The following is a 19,682-nucleotide window of genomic DNA, read 5'->3' as shown; positions in this document are numbered from 1 at the left end:
AATAATCATTTATTGCAATTGGGTAGCTGGCAGCCATATGCCCTAAGCGCAAGTTGGTTAAATGCCAGCTTAGGTTGTGCAGCTAATAAACCATTTATAGCATTTTTTGCATAATTTGTTTTTTCATCGGTACAATACCTGCTTCGGTTGTAGTTGCCACGGTAATATAATTGGTGTTGCGGGTTCAGCAGCGCTACCTGGGGTGTTGAATATACGCCGCAGCTCTTTGCAATGGATGGATCGAATATCACCGGAATAGTTAAATCAAATTTATCCTGGATTTGTTTGGCTGTATAATAATGGTTATTTAATACTACCACTACAAAATGTACCTGCCGGCCATATTGGTTTACCAACGATTTAAAATTAGCTACGTTGAACCGGGAACATGGGCAATCCGGGTTAAAAAAGTGAAAGAAAATGGGCTTGTTTTCATTTTTTAACACCCCGTTTAAACTGATAAGCTGCCCCTGGTAAACTGGTTTATAGTTTTTGGGAACGGGGGTTGGTAATTGAAAAACCAATTCGTTATACCAAAATAAAGCCCCGATCGCGCCAAGTAAAAAAATCAACCAAATACTCACTACGAGCTTCTTCATCCTGTTTTTTACGTAATGATAGTTCAAAAGTTACTTATTATAATCTTATTATATAGAAAAACAATTAATTGCCTTTACCCAAAAAGTTTTTACAAAAAAAAGATAAAAACAGTTTTTTTTCCTATCATTACGGATGCGATTTTATCTGGGAACCCTTACCCTCTTATTTTTTCTTATTTCGGCCAATAGCCCCGCGCATGCAAAACGCCGGGCGGTTCGCAAAAATCATAAGGAGGTTAAATCTGCAAAAAGACATAAACATTTTCATACATATACCAGGCCCGTAATAGATACAGCCATTTCAACCGGATGTGCCAGCCCCGAAGAATTGATAACTTTTGCAAAATCGCTGCAAGGCATCCGGTACAGGTTTGGCTCAACCAATCCCGAAAAAGGTTTTGACTGCTCGGGGTTTGTTAACTACGTATTTAATCATTTTGGCATCGCTATCCCCAGAAGTTCGGTTGACTTTACCGACGTTCAGGGCGGGGTTGATTTAAAGGATGCTAAATTTGGCGACCTGATATTATTTACCGGTACTAAAAAACATACCCGCAGGGCCGGCCACATAGGCATCATTGTATCTATGCCAGGCGAACCAATTCAGTTTATCCACTCTACTTCCGGTGAAGCAAATGGAGTAACCCTTACCAGTATGAATGATTATTATATGGGGCGCTATATGCGTACCATACGGGTATTTACGGATAACAACCAGGTTAATACGTACCCTGAAACAGCCTCGCGTTAATTGGCTTGTTGCTATTGCCACACGCAATTGCCATCACTCGTATTTTCAGAATATTTAATAACCTTAAAACGAGGCAACTACAAGTACCCGGATTTATTACCCTTGTAATCCGCGCCCAATACCAAAAGTTATCATACCTTTGCAGTCCATCAAAACAGTGCGGGATGGAGCAGTTGGTAGCTCGTCGGGCTCATAACCCGAAGGTCGTAGGTTCGAGTCCTGCTCCCGCTACATTTAAATCGAAAGCCTCAAGTCGGAAGATTTGAGGCTTTTTTAATCCCCTGTCAACTGATAAACAAGAGCCGGTTGAATAAATTGATAATAAAAACCCTCCCCTGTTGGCACCGGAATCAAAAATGGCGGCCTCTCAACAAATTAAATCAGTACTTTTACCCCATGGCAAAAGTTATATCATTTGAGAACAACCCTTACCAGGAAAACACTTATGTTTTATATGACGAAACCGGCGAATGTGCAATTATTGATCCGGGAATGTATACGGCTACCGAGCAAAATACGGTAGCGAATTTTATAAAGGATAATAATTTAAAACCGGTTTTACTGCTGAATACCCATTGCCACATTGACCATGTATTGGGTAATAAATTTGTATTTGATAAATACGGCCTTAAACCTCAATTTCACCGGGGCGAGTTGCCGGTGTTAACAGCAATAGTATCATATGCCCCGCAAATGGGTATCAGGTACGAGGTATCGCCACTGCCGGATGAATACTTACCCGAAACAGGCAACGTAAAGTTTGGCAATACTGTTTTAGGGCTCATCTTCGCCCCCGGCCATTCGCCGGCATCGCTGTGCTTTTATGATAAAGCAGCCAATATGTTAATTGGCGGCGATGTATTGTTCAGGCGAAGTATTGGCCGTGCCGATTTACCCGGCGGTAATTTTAACCAACTGATAGACAACATCGAAAACAAACTATTTGCCCTACCTGATGATTGTACCGTTTACCCGGGCCACGGCCCCGAAACAACTATTGGTTACGAAAAACAAAACAACCCGTTTTTGACTTAGCAACAAGGGACGTGATACGTTGGAGGTTTTACGTTATACGTAACCGAAAAGAAATATAGCGGACCAATCAAAAAACGCATAACTTACCACGTAAAACTTACAACTTTATCAACGCTTGACTAATCAAAAAAACGTATAACTTACCACGTATAACTTAAAACTTTATTGAACACCTCGGTTTACATAGCTAAAAGATACTTATTTTCGGGCAAGAAAATGCACGCCATCAATATCATTTCGGGCATCTCTATGCTGGGTGTGTTGGTTGGCAGCGCTGCTTTGATTATTATTTTATCGGTGTTTAACGGGTTCGAGAAAGTGATCCTGTCGCTTTATAGCAATTTTACGCCCGAGATTAAGATTGAGACCCGCCTGGGCAAAACCTTTGATCCTAATACGCCGTATTTTACTTCGCTGCATAATGATCCTCAATTGTTTTCGTTCACCCAGGTGTTACAGGAAAAAGCATTAATAAAATATGGAGATAAACCATTTTTAGGTACGGTTAAAGGTGTAAGCGACGATTTTTTAAAAAATAAACAATTGGATAGCACAGTGCAAAATGGCTCCTTTACCCTTAAAAGCGGGGGGCGAAATTTCGCGGTTATCGGGTCGTCCATTCAGGGCAGCCTTGGCATTAATGTACATGACGAATTATTGCCGATACAAATATTTTCGCCAAGTCGTACAGCTGTAAATTCGGCAAACCCGCTTGATGAGTTCAGGGTGCGCTCCATAAATGTCTCGGGGGTATTCGGTATCCAACAGGATTTTGACGACATTGTGGTAACCCCTATTGAGTTTGCCCGCGATTTGCTGGATCAGCCTAAAGAAGTGAGCTCATTAGAACTTACTTACAAAAAAGGGACCGATGTAACATCGGTACAAAACAAAATAATTGATGCCATAGGGAAAAACTTCACGGTAAAAAACCGAAAGCAGCAAAATACCGAGCTTTATAAAACCCTGAACTATGAGCGATGGAGCATTTTTATGATATTGACTTTTGTGCTTATTATTGCAATATTCAATATCATAGGCTCGTTAACCATGCTGGTTATTGATAAGCGCGCAGATATTGCCATTTTAAGTAGCCTGGGGGCCAATAAAATGCTGATACAGGGCATCTTCTTTTTTGAAGGGATGATGATATCGATATTTGGCTGTATTGTTGGTATTGCCCTGGGCCTGGGCGTTTGCCTGGTGCAACAGCACTATGGTTTAATAAAAATGGGGGCTACGTTAACCGTACTGGATGCCTACCCGATCGACCTGGAAATAGCCGATTTTGGGTTGGTTTTTTTAACAGTTGCTGCCATTTCTGTAATCGCATCAGGAATAAGTGCACGATTAAGCATCAAAGGATTGGACGAAATCAAACAGGATTTGTAAATTTGTTATATGAGGATAAGCTATTTTAGGTATTTGGCCCTTTTATTTATTTTTTTTATAGTGGCGTCCTCGTGTAACAGGAAACCGGATAAGGCAGATAAACCTGTTGTTTATAAAGGTTTATACAGTTTTGGCCCCGAGATAAAATCATTTAAGGATTGCGATAGCGGGCAGGAGTTTTGGGTTACCGATAGTTCGGCACATCTTGAATTGCAATATTCTCAAATGAATTTCGAAAAACCTTATGAGCCTGTATATGTTGAGGTAGAGGGTGTAAAATTAAAATCGGGTAAAGAAGGCATGGGCTCAGAATATGACAGCACCCTTGTAGTAAAAAAAGTAGTAAAAATAACAAAAGAGATCCCGCAGGATATGTGTAATTAGCTTTAAGTCCAAAGTCTTAAGTTAAAAGTCGAAAAGTTGAATTTTCCTCTACTTTTAACTTAAAACTTCCAACTGAAGGCTTCCTACTTCCTAAAGGGAACCAAATAAACAAACATCTGCCTCAATTGGCGTTAACTTATCATTATGGAATCAAAACGTCAGCAAAAATTTGCAGGGGTGATACAGGAAGACCTGGCCGCCATTTTTCAGCGCGAAGGCATGAACTATTTGCCTAATACCCTGGTAACCATAACCAAAGTACGTGTTACCCCCGATTTAGCCATAGCGCGTATATTTTTAAGCTTTTTTGGCAATACCAATTTGCAGCTGGCCCTGCAAACCATTAAGCTGCACGCCTCCGAAATTCGTTACAAACTGGGCGCCCGTATTAAAGACCAGGTAAGGATTATCCCCCAGCTGGAGTTTTTTGTGGATGATACCAGCGAATATGTGGAACGTATGGACAAAATTTTCGACAAAATAAGCAAGGAAGAGCGCCAGCCCGATACCGAATAGCTGATATAGATGGACCGGCACCAACAGCTGAAAACCTATTTACAAAACAACCCCGGTGCCGTTGGCAAAGTGGTTGATTACGATGCCGGCATCGACCGGCTTTTTCCGTTGGATTTTACCTCCGCCAATGCCGAATTGAATACGGAAATTATTGCCGATACCCAACGGTTTACCAATTGGGTAAGCGATAAACTAAAAGCCAATAACTGCCGCTACGGCATTGGCGGCTACATGGAGCACCGCACTATTTATGCGGTAAGCGCTCATTTTGATACGGAAGATGAACCGCGGCGCCTGCATTTGGGTGTTGATATCTGGGGGCCGGCAGGTACGCCCATTTATACACCGCTCAATGGCAAAGTACATAGTTTCCAGGATAACAACAACCTGGGCGATTATGGGCCATGCATCATCCTGCAACATAACCTTGATGGTTTAATACTGTATAGCCTTTATGGTCACCTGAGCCGTAAAAGTTTGGAGGGGTTAACTATTGGTATGGCTGTTAAAAAAGATCAGCAAACAGGCACACTTGGCGACAATACTGAAAACGGCCAATGGCCGCCACACCTGCATTTTCAGCTCATGTTTGATATCGAAGGTAAGTTTGGCGACTATCCCGGGGTATGTAAATATTCCGAGATGGAAAAGTACAGGGCCAATGTGCCTCATCCCGGATTGGTGTTGGGGTTTTAACGCTATTTTTAATAAAAAGTCAACCCGAGTTGTAAAACCAGCAGGTTCTGAAGGGGAAATGACATCATAAAATGGGCTGTCATGCTGAGCCCCGTCGAAACATAGCGGGCAAAGGCCTCTCCACGCGCCCCTTCGACAGGCCTACGCACCTCGAAAGTACAACATCTCATGGGTAGGAACTAAGTATCTATTCGCGAACTTTTCCGTCGACCATACCAAGCTGATAGATCCTTCGTTCCTCAGGATGACAGAATTTTATTTGAATGTCATACTAAGAAACCTGCAGGTTTTACAACTCAGTATGGTTTAGGTTTCTTCAAGTAAGTTTACTTGCATATCACCTAACATTCTTTATCGCCCCAAACATTATTCCCGTTTTATTGTCGATATTTATATTATGATAAAGCACTTGCTCATCAGTGTAACAGCAATGGCAGCAGTATTTACCGCCGGCGCCCAGCCTGCTTTTAAAGGCGGGCAACGGGGATTGAACGATTTTTTGAAATCGAAAATAGTTTATCCGGAATATTCGAGCCGTAATTGTATTTCGGGTACGGTAAACGTGTCTTTCAGGCTGGATAAACAAGGCCGGGTAACCGATGCCAAAGTACAGCAAGGCCCTGGTATTGACCTGGATGACGAAGCCCTGCGGGTTATTAAACTTACTTCCGGCCTATGGACGCTGCCTGCGGGCTATAACCCCACAACCAACCTGGTGCAGCCCATCAGGTTTGATCCTGATCAAACACTTTGCGGGCAATCAACCATAAAAGACATGCAGGCCGCAATTACCGATTATAAAAACCGGCAGGAACTTGAAAATGCTGTTACCAATTACTACATCAACAAATACCAGGGCAAGGCCGATCTATCAAAAGAGGCTACCATCATAGCCCTTAAAAAGCAACTGGGCTTTGATGACGAGTTGATAGACGATATACTTAGCAAGGCCAATGAGAAGTTAAAGCAAAACGATCTGGAAAGCGCCTGTACCGATTGGAATTTTATCCGTAACATAGGCAGCGATAAGGCGGATAGCTTTATCCAAAAATATTGCAGCAAAAAGCCCTGACCGGCGTACCGACCAGGGCTTTTTGAGCTTGTTTGTGAAACAGATGTAGCTGGCTAAATTGCCAGCTCAACCTCCCCAATGGCCAGCAGCATAAGGCGACCCTGGTATTCAACCCATACATCGGCAAAGCCATTACCATCATAACCTAAAAATTTCATGATGGGGCTGCTAATGTTCAGGTTTTTCCACCTTTTACCAATGTACTTAAGTAATTGACCTCGTTTTAGAGTGGTGTGCTTTGCCATAAGTTTGATTTTTAAGGGTGAAACAATAAACTAAGTTAATTAACAATCGAGAAAATTCTTAACCTTTAGAAAAAAAAATTTCTTTTGTATCGGATTTATTACAACAACATAACGTCGGTTCTGCTATTGCTAAATATTACATTATGATAAGCAATTAATGATCAGTTACTTATCATTAAAATATTTTATTTGATTTTATTGTAATTTTTAGGATCAAGCGCCCCGGGCGACCAGGCTTTAAAAAATCCCAATATTTTGTCTTTACTATAACCTTTACCCTCCTCCAGGTACTCGGAGTTTTGGGTATGCAGGCGGTTGCCTTTATCATCCAATACTATAAATACCGGGAAACCAAAGCGCTGGGGGTATCCCAGGTTTGTCATTACGGCATCGTTGGTGTTTTCCTGGCTGTAGTTCACGTGCAAAACAACGTAGCTTTGGTTCATATAGGTATTAAGGGCACTATCGGCTGTTACCTGGTTATTAAATTTTATGCACCAACTACACCAATTGCCCCCAATTTGCAGCAGTACATTTTTGTGCTGCTTAGCCGCCTGTTTAACTGCGGCAGTAATTTCGGCCCCTGCATCGGCGTTTGGGTTGTATATATGGGGTTTCTCCTGTGCCTTGGCACCTAAACCAAATGTAAACACAAGGGCAATTAAAAACATTTTTTTCATAGCGGGCATAAATGCTTAGATAACAAGGTGTATAGTTTTATATAAGCAACACAATTTACAGAAAAACCAGTTGCTTAAGCATGTTGTTTTAAAATTATTACACAAAAAGCATAAAAAAGGGTACTTGTAAACACATTGTGGAAAACTCCTGAATTGAATGATAATTTAAGAACAATAAATTTGATGTAACATACCCAAATTATATCTCTTTATTCCATTTACCCGTTAGGGGCTGATACGTGCAGGCGCTTATTTAAACTTGAGTTTTTTCAGTTATAAATAGTTAATATGTGTGAAGCCCCTGCGTAAAGCGGGGCTTTTTTTGCTCCATAAGGCTTTTAAGAATTGATATATTGAACTGCCCCGAAAACATTTTTGTTACGCTAATATATGGCACTCAAAACCCAGGTCGGCAAGTATTTGAATAATCGTTAACGGGCAAAATTTGCCGCCCTTAATTCTCAGCACGCTATCACAATCATCCAGGTCGAAGCTTATTTCGGCAAAAGGTAAATAGTGCCGCAGCACTACAATCAAGGCGGTCGCATGCGCCGTTTTTTTTACATTGGTTTTAAAAATTTCAAACATAGCTGATTGTGGTTTTTGCAAAAAAAACCGCCCAAAAAACGGCCGGGGTAAACACGCGGCTCAAATAACAGCTTCGCCCATTATTAAAAACATAAAACGGGCTGGCTTGCATATTAAATTCCTTGTATGTGGGTAAGCTGCTGCCAACCGCAAGTTCACTGTATCAAAATTGCATGATATCTGGCTGTTTTAATAACAAAAGATACCCGAAGCGGACAAAGTGACGCCGGAAGCGGAATAAGAAAGATAAAAAATGCGGGTTAAGTTTACCGGGATAATCCGGCACTGATCAATATTAACGATTGGGGAACCATAGCAAGGCGTTTATAACCATCAGCCTTTTGCAAGCCAGCTAAGAAACTGAGGGGCTTTACCTTTGCTTACAATTACCTTTTCGCCAAAAGGCACATTAAGGTTTATAGAAAGCTTTCGCGAAAAAAAATTAGATACATCTGTAATTGCTTTTCGGCAAACCAGGTATTGCCTGTTTGCCCTAAAAAAGTAATTCCCCGAAATTCGTTCCAGTTCGTCGAGGTTTTTATTTGGATAAAACGTTTTCCCTGAGAATGTAAGTAAGTGGGTAATTTCATTGGCCAGGTAAAACATGGCTATATCATCCAAATTAACCGGAATTATCTTGTCTTGATGATAAACCAATACCGAGGCTGCCTTTTGTGTATCCTTGCCGGCCAGCATCTGAATCAGGGCCTCGTATTGTGGCGTTTGATCTGTAGAAAACAATTGTTTTAACCGCCCGTACTTTTGAAGGGCGTCGTTCAGCGTTTTGCTGGTAAAAGGTTTTAGAATATAATCTATTCCATTGGCTTTGAAAGCATCTAAGGCATACGCGTCATAGGCGGTACAAAAAATAACCGGTACTGACAGAAGCCCGGCAACAAAAATTTCAAAACTAAGCCCGTCGCCCAATTGAATGTCGCTAAAAATCAAGTCCGGTGCATCGGCGGTCTTGAAATATGCCAGGCCCTCTTTAACCGACTTTATTTGTACAATATTCACGGGTTCATCCATCAGTTTCCTGATGTTCAGCTCCAGGTCGTCGGCAACCAGGCCTTCATCTTCAATGATTACGATGTTCATTCTTTAACAATTTTATAGTTACCGAAAACGAGTTCGGTTCTTCTTTAATAATAATATCATCTCCCGACCATATGTGGTATCTTTCGGCCAGGTTGGCCAGGCCATAATTGGTTGATGCAACTTTAATGTTTTTCACTTGCCGGTTATTGCTGATAACCAACCAGTCATCCTGCTGACTAATAGTTACGCAAAGCGGATCTTCCCGGGTAAAATTATTGTGTTTAATAGCATTCTCCAACAGTGGTTGTAACGAAAACGATGGCAGGTAGTACCCTTTTAAAGTTTCTTCGGGCAGCGTAATGGTACAATTTAGCGCGGTTCCAAACCTTATCCGCTGCATTTCCAGGTAATCAAATAACAGGCTCACTTCATCTTCCAGTTTGGATACGTTTGATGTATGATGAAATATGGACGCCCTTAAAAAATTAGCCATATGCACAATATAGGTATCGGCAGTTTGCACATCTTTATGATACAAGGCCTTAAGGGTATTTAACGCGTTGAACAGAAAATGAGGCTGTATCTGCTGTTTTAACAGCAGGTTGGTAGCCTCGGCATTGGCCGCCTTTAGCCTTGAAAGTTCCAGTTCGCTATATAGTTTATGCTCATATAGCAACACCGAATCGTGTAAAAGCATAATCATTGTATTAATCACAATACCCGACCCAACAAAGGCAAAAAACAAACCAACATCCCAAAACGACCATTTTTTATGGGCCACATAAGCAAAAACGGGCCATAATGCCAGGTAAATAAATACGCTTACCGGGTAGGTTAGCAAGCGGCGGTACAAAGTAAATTTTTTTGACCGTAACGGATAACGTACCAACAGAATGACCATAAGGCCAACATCGGCATAACCAACCAACAAAATACCCGACATGGTCAATAGCGTATAAGGCAATACAGGCTCTGCAGAACCACTGCGGGAAATGATGAGGTAAAAGATAACGCCGATAATTACCGATAGTAACCAGCTTAAGCGATTTAAACGTTTTACGGGTAATTTTTCATGCATATAAGCAAATGTACCTAATAGATTGGATGTAAGTAAGCATGTTAAACCCAAGCGGGCAAAAGTGGGGCTTAACCGCCTGAAAACCGCGCCGAAAAGGCAAAGGACACGTTATTAGCAGCAGCCGGCCGGTATTAATTTAAACCGCCTTATCCTTCTGCTTCAAAAACCGGCAACATTACAAGGCCTGCTTAAATGCGGCCCTCATATTCAATTTGCATTCCTGTTTACCACCTATGATACTGCCGACTTAATAAAATGGCATTTTATTCAAACTAACACACACAACCTTCGGGCGCAATTATGCCCGTTTCACTATGTTTTTGATAACACCCGATTAATGCGGCCGGTACCTTCGCTTCCAATTAATGTTAAAATTAAATTTTACAACTATGAAAAAAACAACCGTATTCGGTATCAACATGCTTATTGGCCTGCTGTTTATCTCCCTTGCTTCTTATATACAGGCCCCGGAAACACAGGTTAAAATTACCGGGATCAGATCTGCCGGGGGCAAAATCATTCTTAATGTTTTTAAAGATGATGAAAGCTACAACAAGGAGCAGCCTTACAAAAAGGTCACATTTGATAAGAAAGCAATTAACAACGGTACACTGACAGTGATGGTTAAACTGGAGCCGGGCACGTATGGCATAACCCTTATCGACGACGAAAATGAAAACGGAAAAATTGACAAAAATTTCATACGAATGCCCAAAGAAGGTTTCGGTTTTTCCAACTTTTTTATGGAAAAACTCAAAAAGCCGGCATTCGATGATTTTAAGGTCGATTTGAAATCCCCTGCTAAAATCGACATCAGGGTAAAATATATGTAAACCCGCCCAGGGAAGCCTCAATAAAACGAAACTATCATCCTATATGAAAAACGCATTTAAAATTAACCTCAATAAAAACAACATGAAAACATCAGCAATTTATAGAAAACTATTAACGGGTATAGCAATGCTCACCGCAGCCGTATCTTTTTCATCCTGCGAAAAAAACACTATCGATCCTTCGGGGCAATTCAATATAAAAGTAGTTAACGCGGCATCAACTTCGGGGCCTCAGAGTTTTACAATTGCTAATTCGGTACTGGTAAGCGGCGGACTTAAATATACCGATGCCTCCCCTTACATTACTACCGCTTCGGGCAAAAGACTGGTTATGGAATTTAAAGATGAAGGATCAAGCAATGTTTATGCATCCGGCGAGCTTTATACTACAAATGGTGTAAGCTTTACGGTGTACATGGCAGGCAAGGGGTCATCGGCCCGGGTTAAATCTTTTGAAGATGACCTGGCTACGCCTAATAATGGAAAGGTAAAAATCAAGTTTGTTCATTTAAGCGATAACGCGCCGTCGGATATCAATATCAAAGACGCATCAGGCGACGACCTTGTAACCAATATAAGCAGGAATATTGCAAGCGGTTACAAATATGTTGATCCAGGAACGCTAACGGTTCAGCTATATGGCACGGCCTCCAGGAAAAATATCGGCAATTTTAATATTGCCGACCTGCAGGCGGGTAAAATATATTCCCTGTACTTCAGCGATGCAAGCGATGGCAGCCTTAGTATAAATAAGGTGCTGCACAATTAACCCATTCAATTACCTGAGTAAAAGCCGGATTGTGATAACATCCGGCTTTTTGTTTTAATCGGGTTATCCAAGTTCAATTCATACCACTCCCCCTTGCTATTTAAGCCATAATCAATATCGATTTAGCAGGTTAAACCGATTCTTTTTTACCTGTTGCAACAGGTAAAAAAGCCTTTAAATAGTATTTTCTTACTCCATTATTGTTTAAATAACACTTAATTTTTGTAATTTTTAAAATAATTTGGTGTTATTTTCACTACAATAGCACAATCATTCTGTGGGGCTGTCAAATAAATTTGATTAGCGAAACTGATTTTAAAAAACCGCTTTCGAACCCATAATTACCTTAAATTTTTCAAGAATGTCACCTGGTTAATTTATTAATAATATTCCGCGCCGCTGATTAACGCATTTCTTAACATTGCCACGCGACTGTTCACCTAATTGGCAGGCGATCATAAATTATTTTCAAAATTTTTCTTTTAATTGTGTTTTTGACAATAAATATTATATCTTAGCTTTCAATAGACGCCTGTCTGTTGATTTTTAACCAGTTAAAACCATTTCATGAAAATCCTGAATGATGCTCAACTTATGGAGCTATTAGTAATGGGCAACAAGGAAGCCTTGGAACTGCTATTTAAAAAATATTACAAACTCCTTACTATATCGGCCTTTTATATTTTAAAAAATGAAATGGAAGCAGAGGATATGGTTCAGGCTTTTTTTGTCGACTTTTGGGAACGACAACTGTTTAACAATATCAACTCATCGCTAAAAGCTTATTTAACAACAGCTATCCGCAACCGTTGCTTAAAAGAAATTGAGAAAGAAGCGCTGAGGCAAAAACGATTAGCCGATTATCAATATACCATTTCGGAATTAGAAGAAGAGCAGGAAGTTATATGCGGTGAAATTAATGTGGACAAAATATTGGCCGACCTGTCTGTTCAGCGGTTCCAGGCGGTAACTTTGGTTCATTGTCAAAATAAAAAGTATAAAGAAGCTGCCTATGAAATGGGCATCAGCGTCAATTCGTTAAAAACGCACTTAAAGCTGGCCTTTAAAACCATGCGCGATGGGGTAAAAAATGCAAGGTAGTTCACCCTTTTATTCAAAATCTGGTCTTATACATAATGACATATAATAAAACATATATTCAGGAGCTAATAATTGACAAAATTGCAGGAGCGATAAGTGAAGAGGACGACCATATACTTCAACAGGCAATACGCGCAGACCCTAAAGTTGCAAAACTTTGGATTGAGATGCAGGATGCTTTAACCTCTGATAAAGCTAAACTCTTTTTTGACAATATAGACGAAAATGCAGCCTGGGATAAAATTGAGCCTCAAATTGAACAGGTAAAGTCAATTCAATCCAACCAAAATAAATTTATAAAATGGATGTCGGTTGCTGCATTGCTGTGCATTACGCTTTCGGCCGTTTATTATTGGCAGTTAAAACCGGTTGCCAATTCAATAGCCGTAAAACAAAGAAAAAAGCCGGCTATAGAGCTGCACATGGCCAACGGACAACAAATTGATTTATCCGACACCGCTAAAAGCGTTATCAATACCCCGTTCGCCAATCTAAAAAAAGGGGCCAATGGCCTAAGTTATACGCTTGGCGATGATAAGGCTCAAAATTGGAGTACCCTTACCGTACCTGCAGAACTGGACTACCAGATAGCCCTGTCAGATGGTACCCAGGTTTGGCTTAATTCGGCTTCAAGTTTGCGCTTTCCATTTTCATTTACCGGCACCACCAGGGAGGTTTATTTAACTGGCGAAGCATTTTTTAAGGTAGCTAAAAACGCGGCACACCCTTTTATAGTTCATACCGGCCAAACAAATGTGCAGGTGCTTGGCACCCAGTTTAATGTAAATAGTTACAACTCAAATGTAACCACTACATCTCTTGTTGAGGGCAGTGTATCTACAAGTGGCCAGCATAACGAAAAACTTTTGCTCAAGCCCGGATACCAGGCTGTTTATACCCCTGTAACAGGCTTTTTAAAGCAGCCATTTGATGCAGGCACAGAACTGGCCTGGATGCATGGCCAATATTATTTTCATAACCAAAAACTGCGCGATATAAGTGAGGTACTACTGCGCTGGTTTAATTTAAAGGTTGTTTTTGACGATGCCGCCAAAGCCGAAGAATCATTTAGCGGCGCTATTGAAAAAAATAAACCGGTGCAGGTTTTTATTCAAAACCTAAAATCATCTGCAGGTGTGGATGCTACCATTAAAGATGATGTTTTACATGTAAAATAAAACTTGCCCCAAAAGCAACATAAAATTCCCGGTTGACAAAATCGGCGCGGGCACATACCAATTTATACAAAACCGGCTTCCAGATAAGCGCGGTTTTGTAGGTTAAAAGGCGCCGTAAATTACTTTTTACCCACAGGCATTTAGCAAAAAACTTTTTTTTTTAATTTCTGTTCACCCATTTTTCTCAGAAGCGGTCTTTAGTACAAACCCAATTATAAACCCAATAACTATGGAGAAAATTTTATTTTACCGGCGGCTGCTACTGCCTGTTTTTATTTTTTTATGGGGCACCCAATTTTGTCACGCACAAACGCAAAATCCGGGGCCTATAACACTCAAAAAGGCAAATATCACCTTGGCCGATGTGTTTCAATCCGTTAAAAAACAAACAGGGCTAACAGTTTTTTACAGCAACAATTTATTAAACGACCGGGAACTGGTTACCGTTGATTTTCAAAATGCCAGTGTGCAGGATGTTTTCACTTTTCTTTTAAAAGGCAAAAACCTGCGTTATGTATTACGCGATCAGCTTGTCGTAATTGAAAAAGTTGCGGCCGAAAAACCAGTCCCTGCAACTCCCAAAAAAGAGCCGGCGCAGGCGCCATTGCCCAAAACGGTGCAAGGAACTGTTACCGACGAAAAAGGCCTTACCTTACCAGGCGTAAGTGTTAAAGTAAAAGGTACCGGCATAGGTACCCAGTCAGATGTTAACGGTAAGTATTCTCTCAATTTAAAAGGAACTGATAAAACCGTCATCACGTTTTCATTTGTAGGATCTAAAACTCAGGAATTTGATTTAAACAACTACCAGCCATCAAATGGTACTTATGTGTTAGATGTAACCATTGGTACCGATAAAACCGCATTGGAGGAGGTTGCCATCGTAGCGTATGGTACTCAGAAAAAGGCGAGCTTAGTGAGCTCTATTACCACTATAAGCCCCAAGCAGCTTAAAGGCCCTTCAAGTAACCTTACCACTATGCTTGCCGGTGTTGTGCCGGGGATGATATCCTACCAGCGCAGCGGCGAACCGGGCGCTGATAATGCCCAATTTTTTATACGCGGTGTTGGTACCTTTGGTGCCGGTAAAGTTGACCCGCTGATTTTAATTGACGGTATAGAATCATCAACTACAGATCTGGCCCGGTTACAGCCAGATGATATTGCCGGTTTTTCAGTATTAAAAGATGCTACTGCTTCATCGTTATATGGTGCAAGGGGTGCAAACGGTGTAATATTGGTAACAACTAAACGAGGCGATGTGGGCGCAGTGAAATTCAATGTGCGCGGTGAAAACTCAACTTCGTCAAACATCAAGAATATCGACCTGGCCGATAATATTGCTTATATGACTTTGGCCAACGAGGCGGTGCTTACCCGCAATCCGCTGGGCGCCCTGCCTTACTCGCAAAACAAAATCGACCATACAGCTAATGGCGACGATCCGCTGTTATACCCCAGCAATAACTGGATAAAACAGTTGATAAAAACCAAAACAAGCAACCAAAGGTTCAACATGAATGCCAATGGCGGGTCCGAAAAGGCTAAGTACTACCTGGCCATGACCTATAATATTGACAATGGTAACCTGGCCGAAAATAGCCTCAATAATTTCAGCAATAATATTAAGCTGCAATCATACTCCATTTTATCAAATACCACCTTAAACCTAACCAAAACTACCGAAGTTGTAGTTAGTTTAAAAGGACAGTTTGATAGCTATCATGGCCCTATAAGTGGCGGCGGGTTTACATTTTTAAATGCTTTATGGAGCAACCCGGTAGCCTTTCCGGCTATTTATCCAGGCAGTTTATTACCCTATGTAAACCACCCCCTGTTTGGTAATGCTATTATTCCAAGTGGCGGCCTGTATGTCAATCCTTATGCACAGTCGCTTTCAGGCTTTCAAAGCTCAAACACCAGTACTTTAACCGCACAATTAAATTTAAACCAAAAGTTTGATTTTATTACCCAAGGCTTATCTGCAAGGGTTATGGCCTATACAACCCGCTATTCGTACTTCACCGTGGCACGTCAGTATAGCCCTTATTATTATCAATCAAATGTACTGAACGGACAATTTAACGGCTTGACATTACTTAACGACGGGTCATCTGGAAGTATAGGCGCCACACCAACCGAGTATTTAACCTATAGCCCGGGGGGAAGCGTATCCAACGCTACTACTTATATCGAAACAGCCATAAACTACAACCGCACATTTGCCGAGAAACACGCCATCAGCGGTTTGTTAATTGGTACCATGCGTAATTATCTTACTGCTAATGCGCCAACGTTACAGTTATCGTTACCATCGCGTAACCAGGGTGTATCGGGCAGGTTTACTTATGGCTACGATAACCGCTACCTGTTGGAGTTTAACTTTGGCTACAATGGTTCCGAGCGTTTTGCCAGTAATCACCGTTTTGGGTTTTTCCCATCAGTGGGAGCCGGCTGGGTTGTATCAAACGAGAAGTTTTTTGAACCAATGCTTTCAACCATCGATAATCTTAAATTCAGGTTTACTTATGGTTTGGTGGGTAACGACCAGATCGGATCGGCAAACGACAGGTTTTTCTACCTGTCGGATGTTAACTTAAACAGCGGGAGCAACGGCCAGTTTGGTACCAATTATACCTATAGCAGGCCTGGTGTGGTTACCTACCGTTATGAAAACCAAAATATTACCTGGGAGCAATCAAGACAAACAAATATAGGTATGGATTTAACTATTGCAAAAGACTTTAGTTTAACCTTAGATGCATACCAAAACAAACGGGATAACATCTTAATGGTGAGAAGTACCATCCCTACTTCTATGGGCTTACAGGCCAACATATCATCAAACGCGGGTAAATCATCAAGCAAAGGCGTTGATGTTGCCATGGATTACAAGAAAAATTTCACCAACTCTTTCTGGATCCAATCGCGCGGAACGCTTACCTACGCTAAAAGCAAACTGTTAAAAAACGAAGAGCCGGTATATAGCGATAACTTAAAATATCTGAGCAGGGTGGGTAACTCACTAAGCCAGATTTATGGCCTTGTTGCCGAGCGTTTATTTATTGACGACGTAGATGTAGCCAACTCACCGGTTCAAAGTTTTGGCAACTACAAAGCCGGCGATATTAAATACCGCGATATGAATGGCGATGGTAAAATATCCAGTTCAGATGTGGTGCCGATTGGTCATCCGCTTGTGCCCGAGATTATTTATGGCTTTGGTTTTTCCGTTGGATATAAAAACTTCGATGTAAGCGCGTTCTTCCAAGGGTCGGCCCGCTCATCGTTTATCATCAACTCTGCCAATATTTCGCCCTTTTACCTGGTTAATGGGTACCAGTCAAGTACCGGCCTCAACTCTGGCAATCAAAGCGGTTTGCTGAGCTCAATAGCCAATGATCACTGGTCAGAAGATAACCGGAACCCATATGCTTTTTGGCCTCGCCTAAGCAGCACTATCCAGGAAAACAACACCCAAACGTCAACATGGTGGTTGCGAAATGGCTCTTTCCTGAGGTTAAAATCGGCAGAAATTGGATACAATTTCACAAAAAATCAGCTTAAGGGCATCCGTATGAAAAGCGCACGCCTTTATGCCAATGGTTTAAACCTGTTAACAGTAACCGGCTTTAAACTGTGGGATCCCGAAATGGGAACTTCAGGTCTGGGATACCCAATTCAAAAGGTGTTTAACTTAGGCTTAAGGGTAGAATTTTAAAAGCTTTCAAATCAATTATATGAAAAGTAATTTTATACAAAAAATTAAGCATACAGTATTAAGTCCCGCACCTAAAGGGTATATCGCCCTGCTATCGGTGGCTTTAATGATAATTTTGCCGGTATCATCCTGCAAAAAATCATTCCTGGATGTTGTTCCTGATAACGTATCAACAATAGCCAACGCTTTTGTTTCAAAAACCGAGGCAGAAAAGTATCTGTTTACCTGTTACTCGTACCTGCCTACAGAAACCGACCCTACCTATAACGTAGGTCTTACAGCCGGCGATGAAGTTTGGGTAGAAGACCCTGCTGGGCACATTCGGCCAACAAACGTATTGCAGTTGCCAAGGGGTTATCAAAACTCATCAGACCCCATTGCAAATTATATGAACGGCACCCGCGACGCGGCGGCAAACTACAAAGCCATACGCGATTGTAACGTTTTTATTGAGAACGTAAGTGACCTTAATAAGGTGCGCGACCTTGACATTGACACCCGCGAACGCTGGATAGCCGAAGCACAGTTTTTGAAGGCTTTTTATCATTTCCAGCTGTTTAGGGCTTACGGGCCAATTCCTATTATCGATAAAAACCTGCCAATTGATGCATCGATAGATGAGGTAAGGGTAAAACGTCGCCCGGTTGATGAAGTAGTAAATTATATTGCCGGTTTATATGACCTGGCCGCAGCAAAACTGCCCCTAACCATCAGGAACGAAGGCAGCGAACTGGGCCGCGTTACCAAAGCTGCAGCTTTAAGCATGAAAGCAAAATTATTGGTAACTGCCGCAAGCCCGCTGTTTAATGGTAACCCCGATTACAATTCGTTCAAGAATAAAGATGGCGAGCAGCTATTTAATTCTACCTACAGTGCTCAAAAATGGCAGTTGGCGGCTGATGCCTGTAAAGCAGCCATTGATTTTTGCGAGGCGCAAAACATACAGTTGTACACTTTCCCGGCACCAACCCTGCCGCTTAGCCAAACTACCATGACGCAAATGAGCATCAGGAACGCGATGAGCGAAAAATGGAACGACGAACTGATATGGGGCTTAACAGCCGATAATAATATCAACTATAATTCATTCTTCCAGTCGATGTGTGCAGGCCAGTATGATTTTAATAATGCGGATGCTGCAAAATCGGCTAACCGTCCTTTGATGGGGCCCACTATAAAAATGGCCAAAATGTTTTATACTAAAAACGGGGTGCCTATTAATGAAGATAAAACACTTGATTTCAGCAATATATCGCAATTGCGTGTTGGTACTCACGACGAGCGCTTTAACATTAAAGAAGGCGAAACTACTGCCCGGTTGAATTTTGACCGTGAGCCACGTTACTATGCCGACCTGGGGTTTGACCGTGGTGTATGGTATATGGCTAATAGCCCTACCAAAACCGACGAAAATACCTGGTGGATGAAGGCCCGCGGTGCCGAAGTAGGCCAATCCTCGCCTATCCCCATTGCCGGCTTTTATATGAAAAAAGCGCTTAACTGGCATTATGAGTGGGCAACAGTTACCTATCTGAATTACCCTTGGCCCGAAATGCGCCTTTCTGATCTGTATTTACTTTATGCCGAAGCATTAAACGAAGCCCAGGGGCCGGTAGCCGATGTATACACGTATGTAAACCGTATACGGGCAAGGGCTGGCTTACCTACCGTACAGGAATCATGGACAAACTATAGCATCAACCCAACCAAGTACACTACTAAGGAAGGGATGCGATCAATCATTCAGCGTGAACGCTCATTGGAGCTTTGCTTTGAAGGCCATCGTTTTTGGGATTTGCTGCGCTGGAAAACTGCTGGTGCCGAGCTTAATGGAAACGTAACAGGATGGACTATAAATGAAAATTCGCCCGAATTGTATTATCGTGAACGATCAATCTTTTCGAGGCATTTTGTAATCCCGCGCGATTATTTATGGCCAATACAGGAAAGCGACCTGTTGGTTAATCAAAACCTGGTGCAAAACCCTAACTGGTAAATATATAGCA

19 protein-coding genes and 1 tRNA gene are annotated in these 19,682 nt (G+C 41.6%); 14 read left to right on the top strand and 6 right to left on the bottom strand.

All coding sequences use genetic code 11. The features are described from left to right. Nucleotides 1–5 precede the first annotated feature (5 nt). On the bottom strand, nt 6–599 hold the full coding sequence (locus tag BMX56_RS02735; RefSeq protein WP_090640345.1) for a DUF6436 domain-containing protein: 594 nt from the start codon (nt 597–599) through the stop codon (nt 6–8). A gap of 133 nt (nt 600–732) precedes the next feature. On the opposite strand from BMX56_RS02735, the gene BMX56_RS02730 reads away from it, so the two are divergent. The 8 genes from BMX56_RS02730 to BMX56_RS02695 all read left to right on the top strand — a co-directional run bounded on the left by BMX56_RS02730 (nt 733) and on the right by BMX56_RS02695 (nt 6,445). Further along, nucleotides 733–1,350 carry a C40 family peptidase gene (locus BMX56_RS02730; RefSeq protein WP_090640340.1) on the top strand — a complete coding sequence of 206 codons (618 nt, stop codon included), beginning with the start codon at nt 733–735 and terminating at the stop codon, nt 1,348–1,350. 158 nt (nt 1,351–1,508) lie between these two features. Further along, a tRNA-Met gene (locus tag BMX56_RS02725) sits at nt 1,509–1,581 on the top strand. Between the two features lie 165 nt (nt 1,582–1,746). After that, nucleotides 1,747–2,385 (top strand): MBL fold metallo-hydrolase, encoded by a 639-nt coding sequence (locus BMX56_RS02720; RefSeq protein WP_090640336.1) that lies wholly within the window; start codon nt 1,747–1,749, stop codon nt 2,383–2,385. Nucleotides 2,386–2,550: 165 nt separating this feature from the next. Continuing rightward, the gene (locus BMX56_RS02715) at nt 2,551–3,777 is read left to right on the top strand and encodes an ABC transporter permease (protein ID WP_090640332.1); all 1,227 of its coding nucleotides are present in this window, start codon (nt 2,551–2,553) and stop codon (nt 3,775–3,777) included. A 9-nt stretch (nt 3,778–3,786) separates the two neighbouring features. Continuing rightward, entirely contained in the window at nt 3,787–4,161 is a 375-nt protein-coding gene (locus tag BMX56_RS02710; protein ID WP_255369753.1) for a hypothetical protein, read from the top strand. Nucleotides 4,162–4,305: 144 nt separating this feature from the next. Continuing rightward, nucleotides 4,306–4,677: a 30S ribosome-binding factor RbfA gene (gene rbfA, locus BMX56_RS02705; RefSeq protein WP_177183692.1), complete on the top strand. Its 372-nt coding sequence runs from the start codon at nt 4,306–4,308 to the stop codon at nt 4,675–4,677. Nucleotides 4,678–4,686: 9 nt separating this feature from the next. After that, on the top strand, nt 4,687–5,373 hold the full coding sequence (locus tag BMX56_RS02700) for a peptidoglycan DD-metalloendopeptidase family protein (RefSeq protein ID WP_090640324.1): 687 nt from the start codon (nt 4,687–4,689) through the stop codon (nt 5,371–5,373). 397 nt (nt 5,374–5,770) lie between these two features. Beyond that, nucleotides 5,771–6,445, top strand: coding sequence for an energy transducer TonB family protein (locus BMX56_RS02695; protein ID WP_090640320.1), 675 nt, complete (start codon nt 5,771–5,773; stop codon nt 6,443–6,445). Between the two features lie 53 nt (nt 6,446–6,498). Here BMX56_RS02695 and BMX56_RS02690 read toward each other — a convergent pair whose 3' ends face one another. The 5 genes from BMX56_RS02690 to BMX56_RS02670 all read right to left on the bottom strand — a co-directional run bounded on the left by BMX56_RS02690 (nt 6,499) and on the right by BMX56_RS02670 (nt 10,074). Beyond that, nucleotides 6,499–6,690: a hypothetical protein gene (locus tag BMX56_RS02690; RefSeq protein WP_090640317.1), complete on the bottom strand. Its 192-nt coding sequence runs from the start codon at nt 6,688–6,690 to the stop codon at nt 6,499–6,501. Nucleotides 6,691–6,875: 185 nt separating this feature from the next. Beyond that, nucleotides 6,876–7,370 carry a thioredoxin family protein gene (locus BMX56_RS02685; RefSeq protein ID WP_090640314.1) on the bottom strand — a complete coding sequence of 165 codons (495 nt, stop codon included), beginning with the start codon at nt 7,368–7,370 and terminating at the stop codon, nt 6,876–6,878. Nucleotides 7,371–7,748: 378 nt separating this feature from the next. After that, nucleotides 7,749–7,958 carry a hypothetical protein gene (locus tag BMX56_RS02680; RefSeq protein WP_090640310.1) on the bottom strand — a complete coding sequence of 70 codons (210 nt, stop codon included), beginning with the start codon at nt 7,956–7,958 and terminating at the stop codon, nt 7,749–7,751. 333 nt (nt 7,959–8,291) lie between these two features. Next, the gene (locus BMX56_RS02675) at nt 8,292–9,056 is read right to left on the bottom strand and encodes a LytR/AlgR family response regulator transcription factor (protein WP_090640306.1); all 765 of its coding nucleotides are present in this window, start codon (nt 9,054–9,056) and stop codon (nt 8,292–8,294) included. Then, complete coding sequence (locus BMX56_RS02670) at nt 9,037–10,074, bottom strand: sensor histidine kinase (protein WP_090640302.1); 1,038 nt, start codon at nt 10,072–10,074, stop codon at nt 9,037–9,039. Before BMX56_RS02670 ends, BMX56_RS02675 begins: the two co-directional genes overlap by 20 nt. Before the next feature lie 389 nt (nt 10,075–10,463). On the opposite strand from BMX56_RS02670, the gene BMX56_RS02665 reads away from it, so the two are divergent. The 6 genes from BMX56_RS02665 (at nt 10,464) to BMX56_RS02640 (ending at nt 19,672) form a co-directional block, all read left to right on the top strand. Further along, nucleotides 10,464–10,907, top strand: coding sequence for a DUF2141 domain-containing protein (locus BMX56_RS02665; protein ID WP_177183691.1), 444 nt, complete (start codon nt 10,464–10,466; stop codon nt 10,905–10,907). A 43-nt stretch (nt 10,908–10,950) separates the two neighbouring features. Beyond that, nucleotides 10,951–11,676: a DUF4397 domain-containing protein gene (locus tag BMX56_RS02660; RefSeq protein ID WP_255369752.1), complete on the top strand. Its 726-nt coding sequence runs from the start codon at nt 10,951–10,953 to the stop codon at nt 11,674–11,676. Between the two features lie 567 nt (nt 11,677–12,243). Next, complete coding sequence (locus BMX56_RS02655; protein ID WP_090640295.1) at nt 12,244–12,777, top strand: sigma-70 family RNA polymerase sigma factor; 534 nt, start codon at nt 12,244–12,246, stop codon at nt 12,775–12,777. Between the two features lie 35 nt (nt 12,778–12,812). Next, nucleotides 12,813–13,955, top strand: coding sequence for a FecR family protein (locus tag BMX56_RS02650; protein ID WP_090640291.1), 1,143 nt, complete (start codon nt 12,813–12,815; stop codon nt 13,953–13,955). Nucleotides 13,956–14,184: 229 nt separating this feature from the next. After that, the gene (locus tag BMX56_RS02645) at nt 14,185–17,676 is read left to right on the top strand and encodes a TonB-dependent receptor (RefSeq protein ID WP_090640288.1); all 3,492 of its coding nucleotides are present in this window, start codon (nt 14,185–14,187) and stop codon (nt 17,674–17,676) included. A gap of 19 nt (nt 17,677–17,695) precedes the next feature. Further along, entirely contained in the window at nt 17,696–19,672 is a 1,977-nt protein-coding gene (locus BMX56_RS02640; protein ID WP_090640283.1) for a RagB/SusD family nutrient uptake outer membrane protein, read from the top strand. Nucleotides 19,673–19,682 lie beyond the last annotated feature (10 nt).

It is taken from the genome of Mucilaginibacter sp. OK283 (genome assembly GCF_900110415.1).
In the GTDB taxonomy this organism is placed as follows: Bacteria; Bacteroidota; Bacteroidia; order Sphingobacteriales; family Sphingobacteriaceae; genus Mucilaginibacter.
This window is presented reverse-complemented; position numbering and strand designations above follow the sequence as displayed.

Coding starts and splice junctions, on each gene's coding strand:
- BMX56_RS02735 (WP_090640345.1), bottom strand. CDS start 599: ATGAAGAAGCTCGTAGTGAGTATTTGGTTGATTTTTTTACTTGGCGCG.
- BMX56_RS02730 (WP_090640340.1), top strand. CDS start 733: ATGCGATTTTATCTGGGAACCCTTACCCTCTTATTTTTTCTTATTTCG.
- BMX56_RS02720 (WP_090640336.1), top strand. CDS start 1,747: ATGGCAAAAGTTATATCATTTGAGAACAACCCTTACCAGGAAAACACT.
- BMX56_RS02710 (WP_255369753.1), top strand. CDS start 3,787: ATGAGGATAAGCTATTTTAGGTATTTGGCCCTTTTATTTATTTTTTTT.
- rbfA (WP_177183692.1), top strand. CDS start 4,306: ATGGAATCAAAACGTCAGCAAAAATTTGCAGGGGTGATACAGGAAGAC.
- BMX56_RS02700 (WP_090640324.1), top strand. CDS start 4,687: ATGGACCGGCACCAACAGCTGAAAACCTATTTACAAAACAACCCCGGT.
- BMX56_RS02695 (WP_090640320.1), top strand. CDS start 5,771: ATGATAAAGCACTTGCTCATCAGTGTAACAGCAATGGCAGCAGTATTT.
- BMX56_RS02690 (WP_090640317.1), bottom strand. CDS start 6,690: ATGGCAAAGCACACCACTCTAAAACGAGGTCAATTACTTAAGTACATT.
- BMX56_RS02685 (WP_090640314.1), bottom strand. CDS start 7,370: ATGAAAAAAATGTTTTTAATTGCCCTTGTGTTTACATTTGGTTTAGGT.
- BMX56_RS02680 (WP_090640310.1), bottom strand. CDS start 7,958: ATGTTTGAAATTTTTAAAACCAATGTAAAAAAAACGGCGCATGCGACC.
- BMX56_RS02675 (WP_090640306.1), bottom strand. CDS start 9,056: ATGAACATCGTAATCATTGAAGATGAAGGCCTGGTTGCCGACGACCTG.
- BMX56_RS02670 (WP_090640302.1), bottom strand. CDS start 10,074: ATGCATGAAAAATTACCCGTAAAACGTTTAAATCGCTTAAGCTGGTTA.
- BMX56_RS02665 (WP_177183691.1), top strand. CDS start 10,464: ATGAAAAAAACAACCGTATTCGGTATCAACATGCTTATTGGCCTGCTG.
- BMX56_RS02660 (WP_255369752.1), top strand. CDS start 10,951: ATGAAAAACGCATTTAAAATTAACCTCAATAAAAACAACATGAAAACA.
- BMX56_RS02655 (WP_090640295.1), top strand. CDS start 12,244: ATGAAAATCCTGAATGATGCTCAACTTATGGAGCTATTAGTAATGGGC.
- BMX56_RS02650 (WP_090640291.1), top strand. CDS start 12,813: ATGACATATAATAAAACATATATTCAGGAGCTAATAATTGACAAAATT.
- BMX56_RS02645 (WP_090640288.1), top strand. CDS start 14,185: ATGGAGAAAATTTTATTTTACCGGCGGCTGCTACTGCCTGTTTTTATT.
- BMX56_RS02640 (WP_090640283.1), top strand. CDS start 17,696: ATGAAAAGTAATTTTATACAAAAAATTAAGCATACAGTATTAAGTCCC.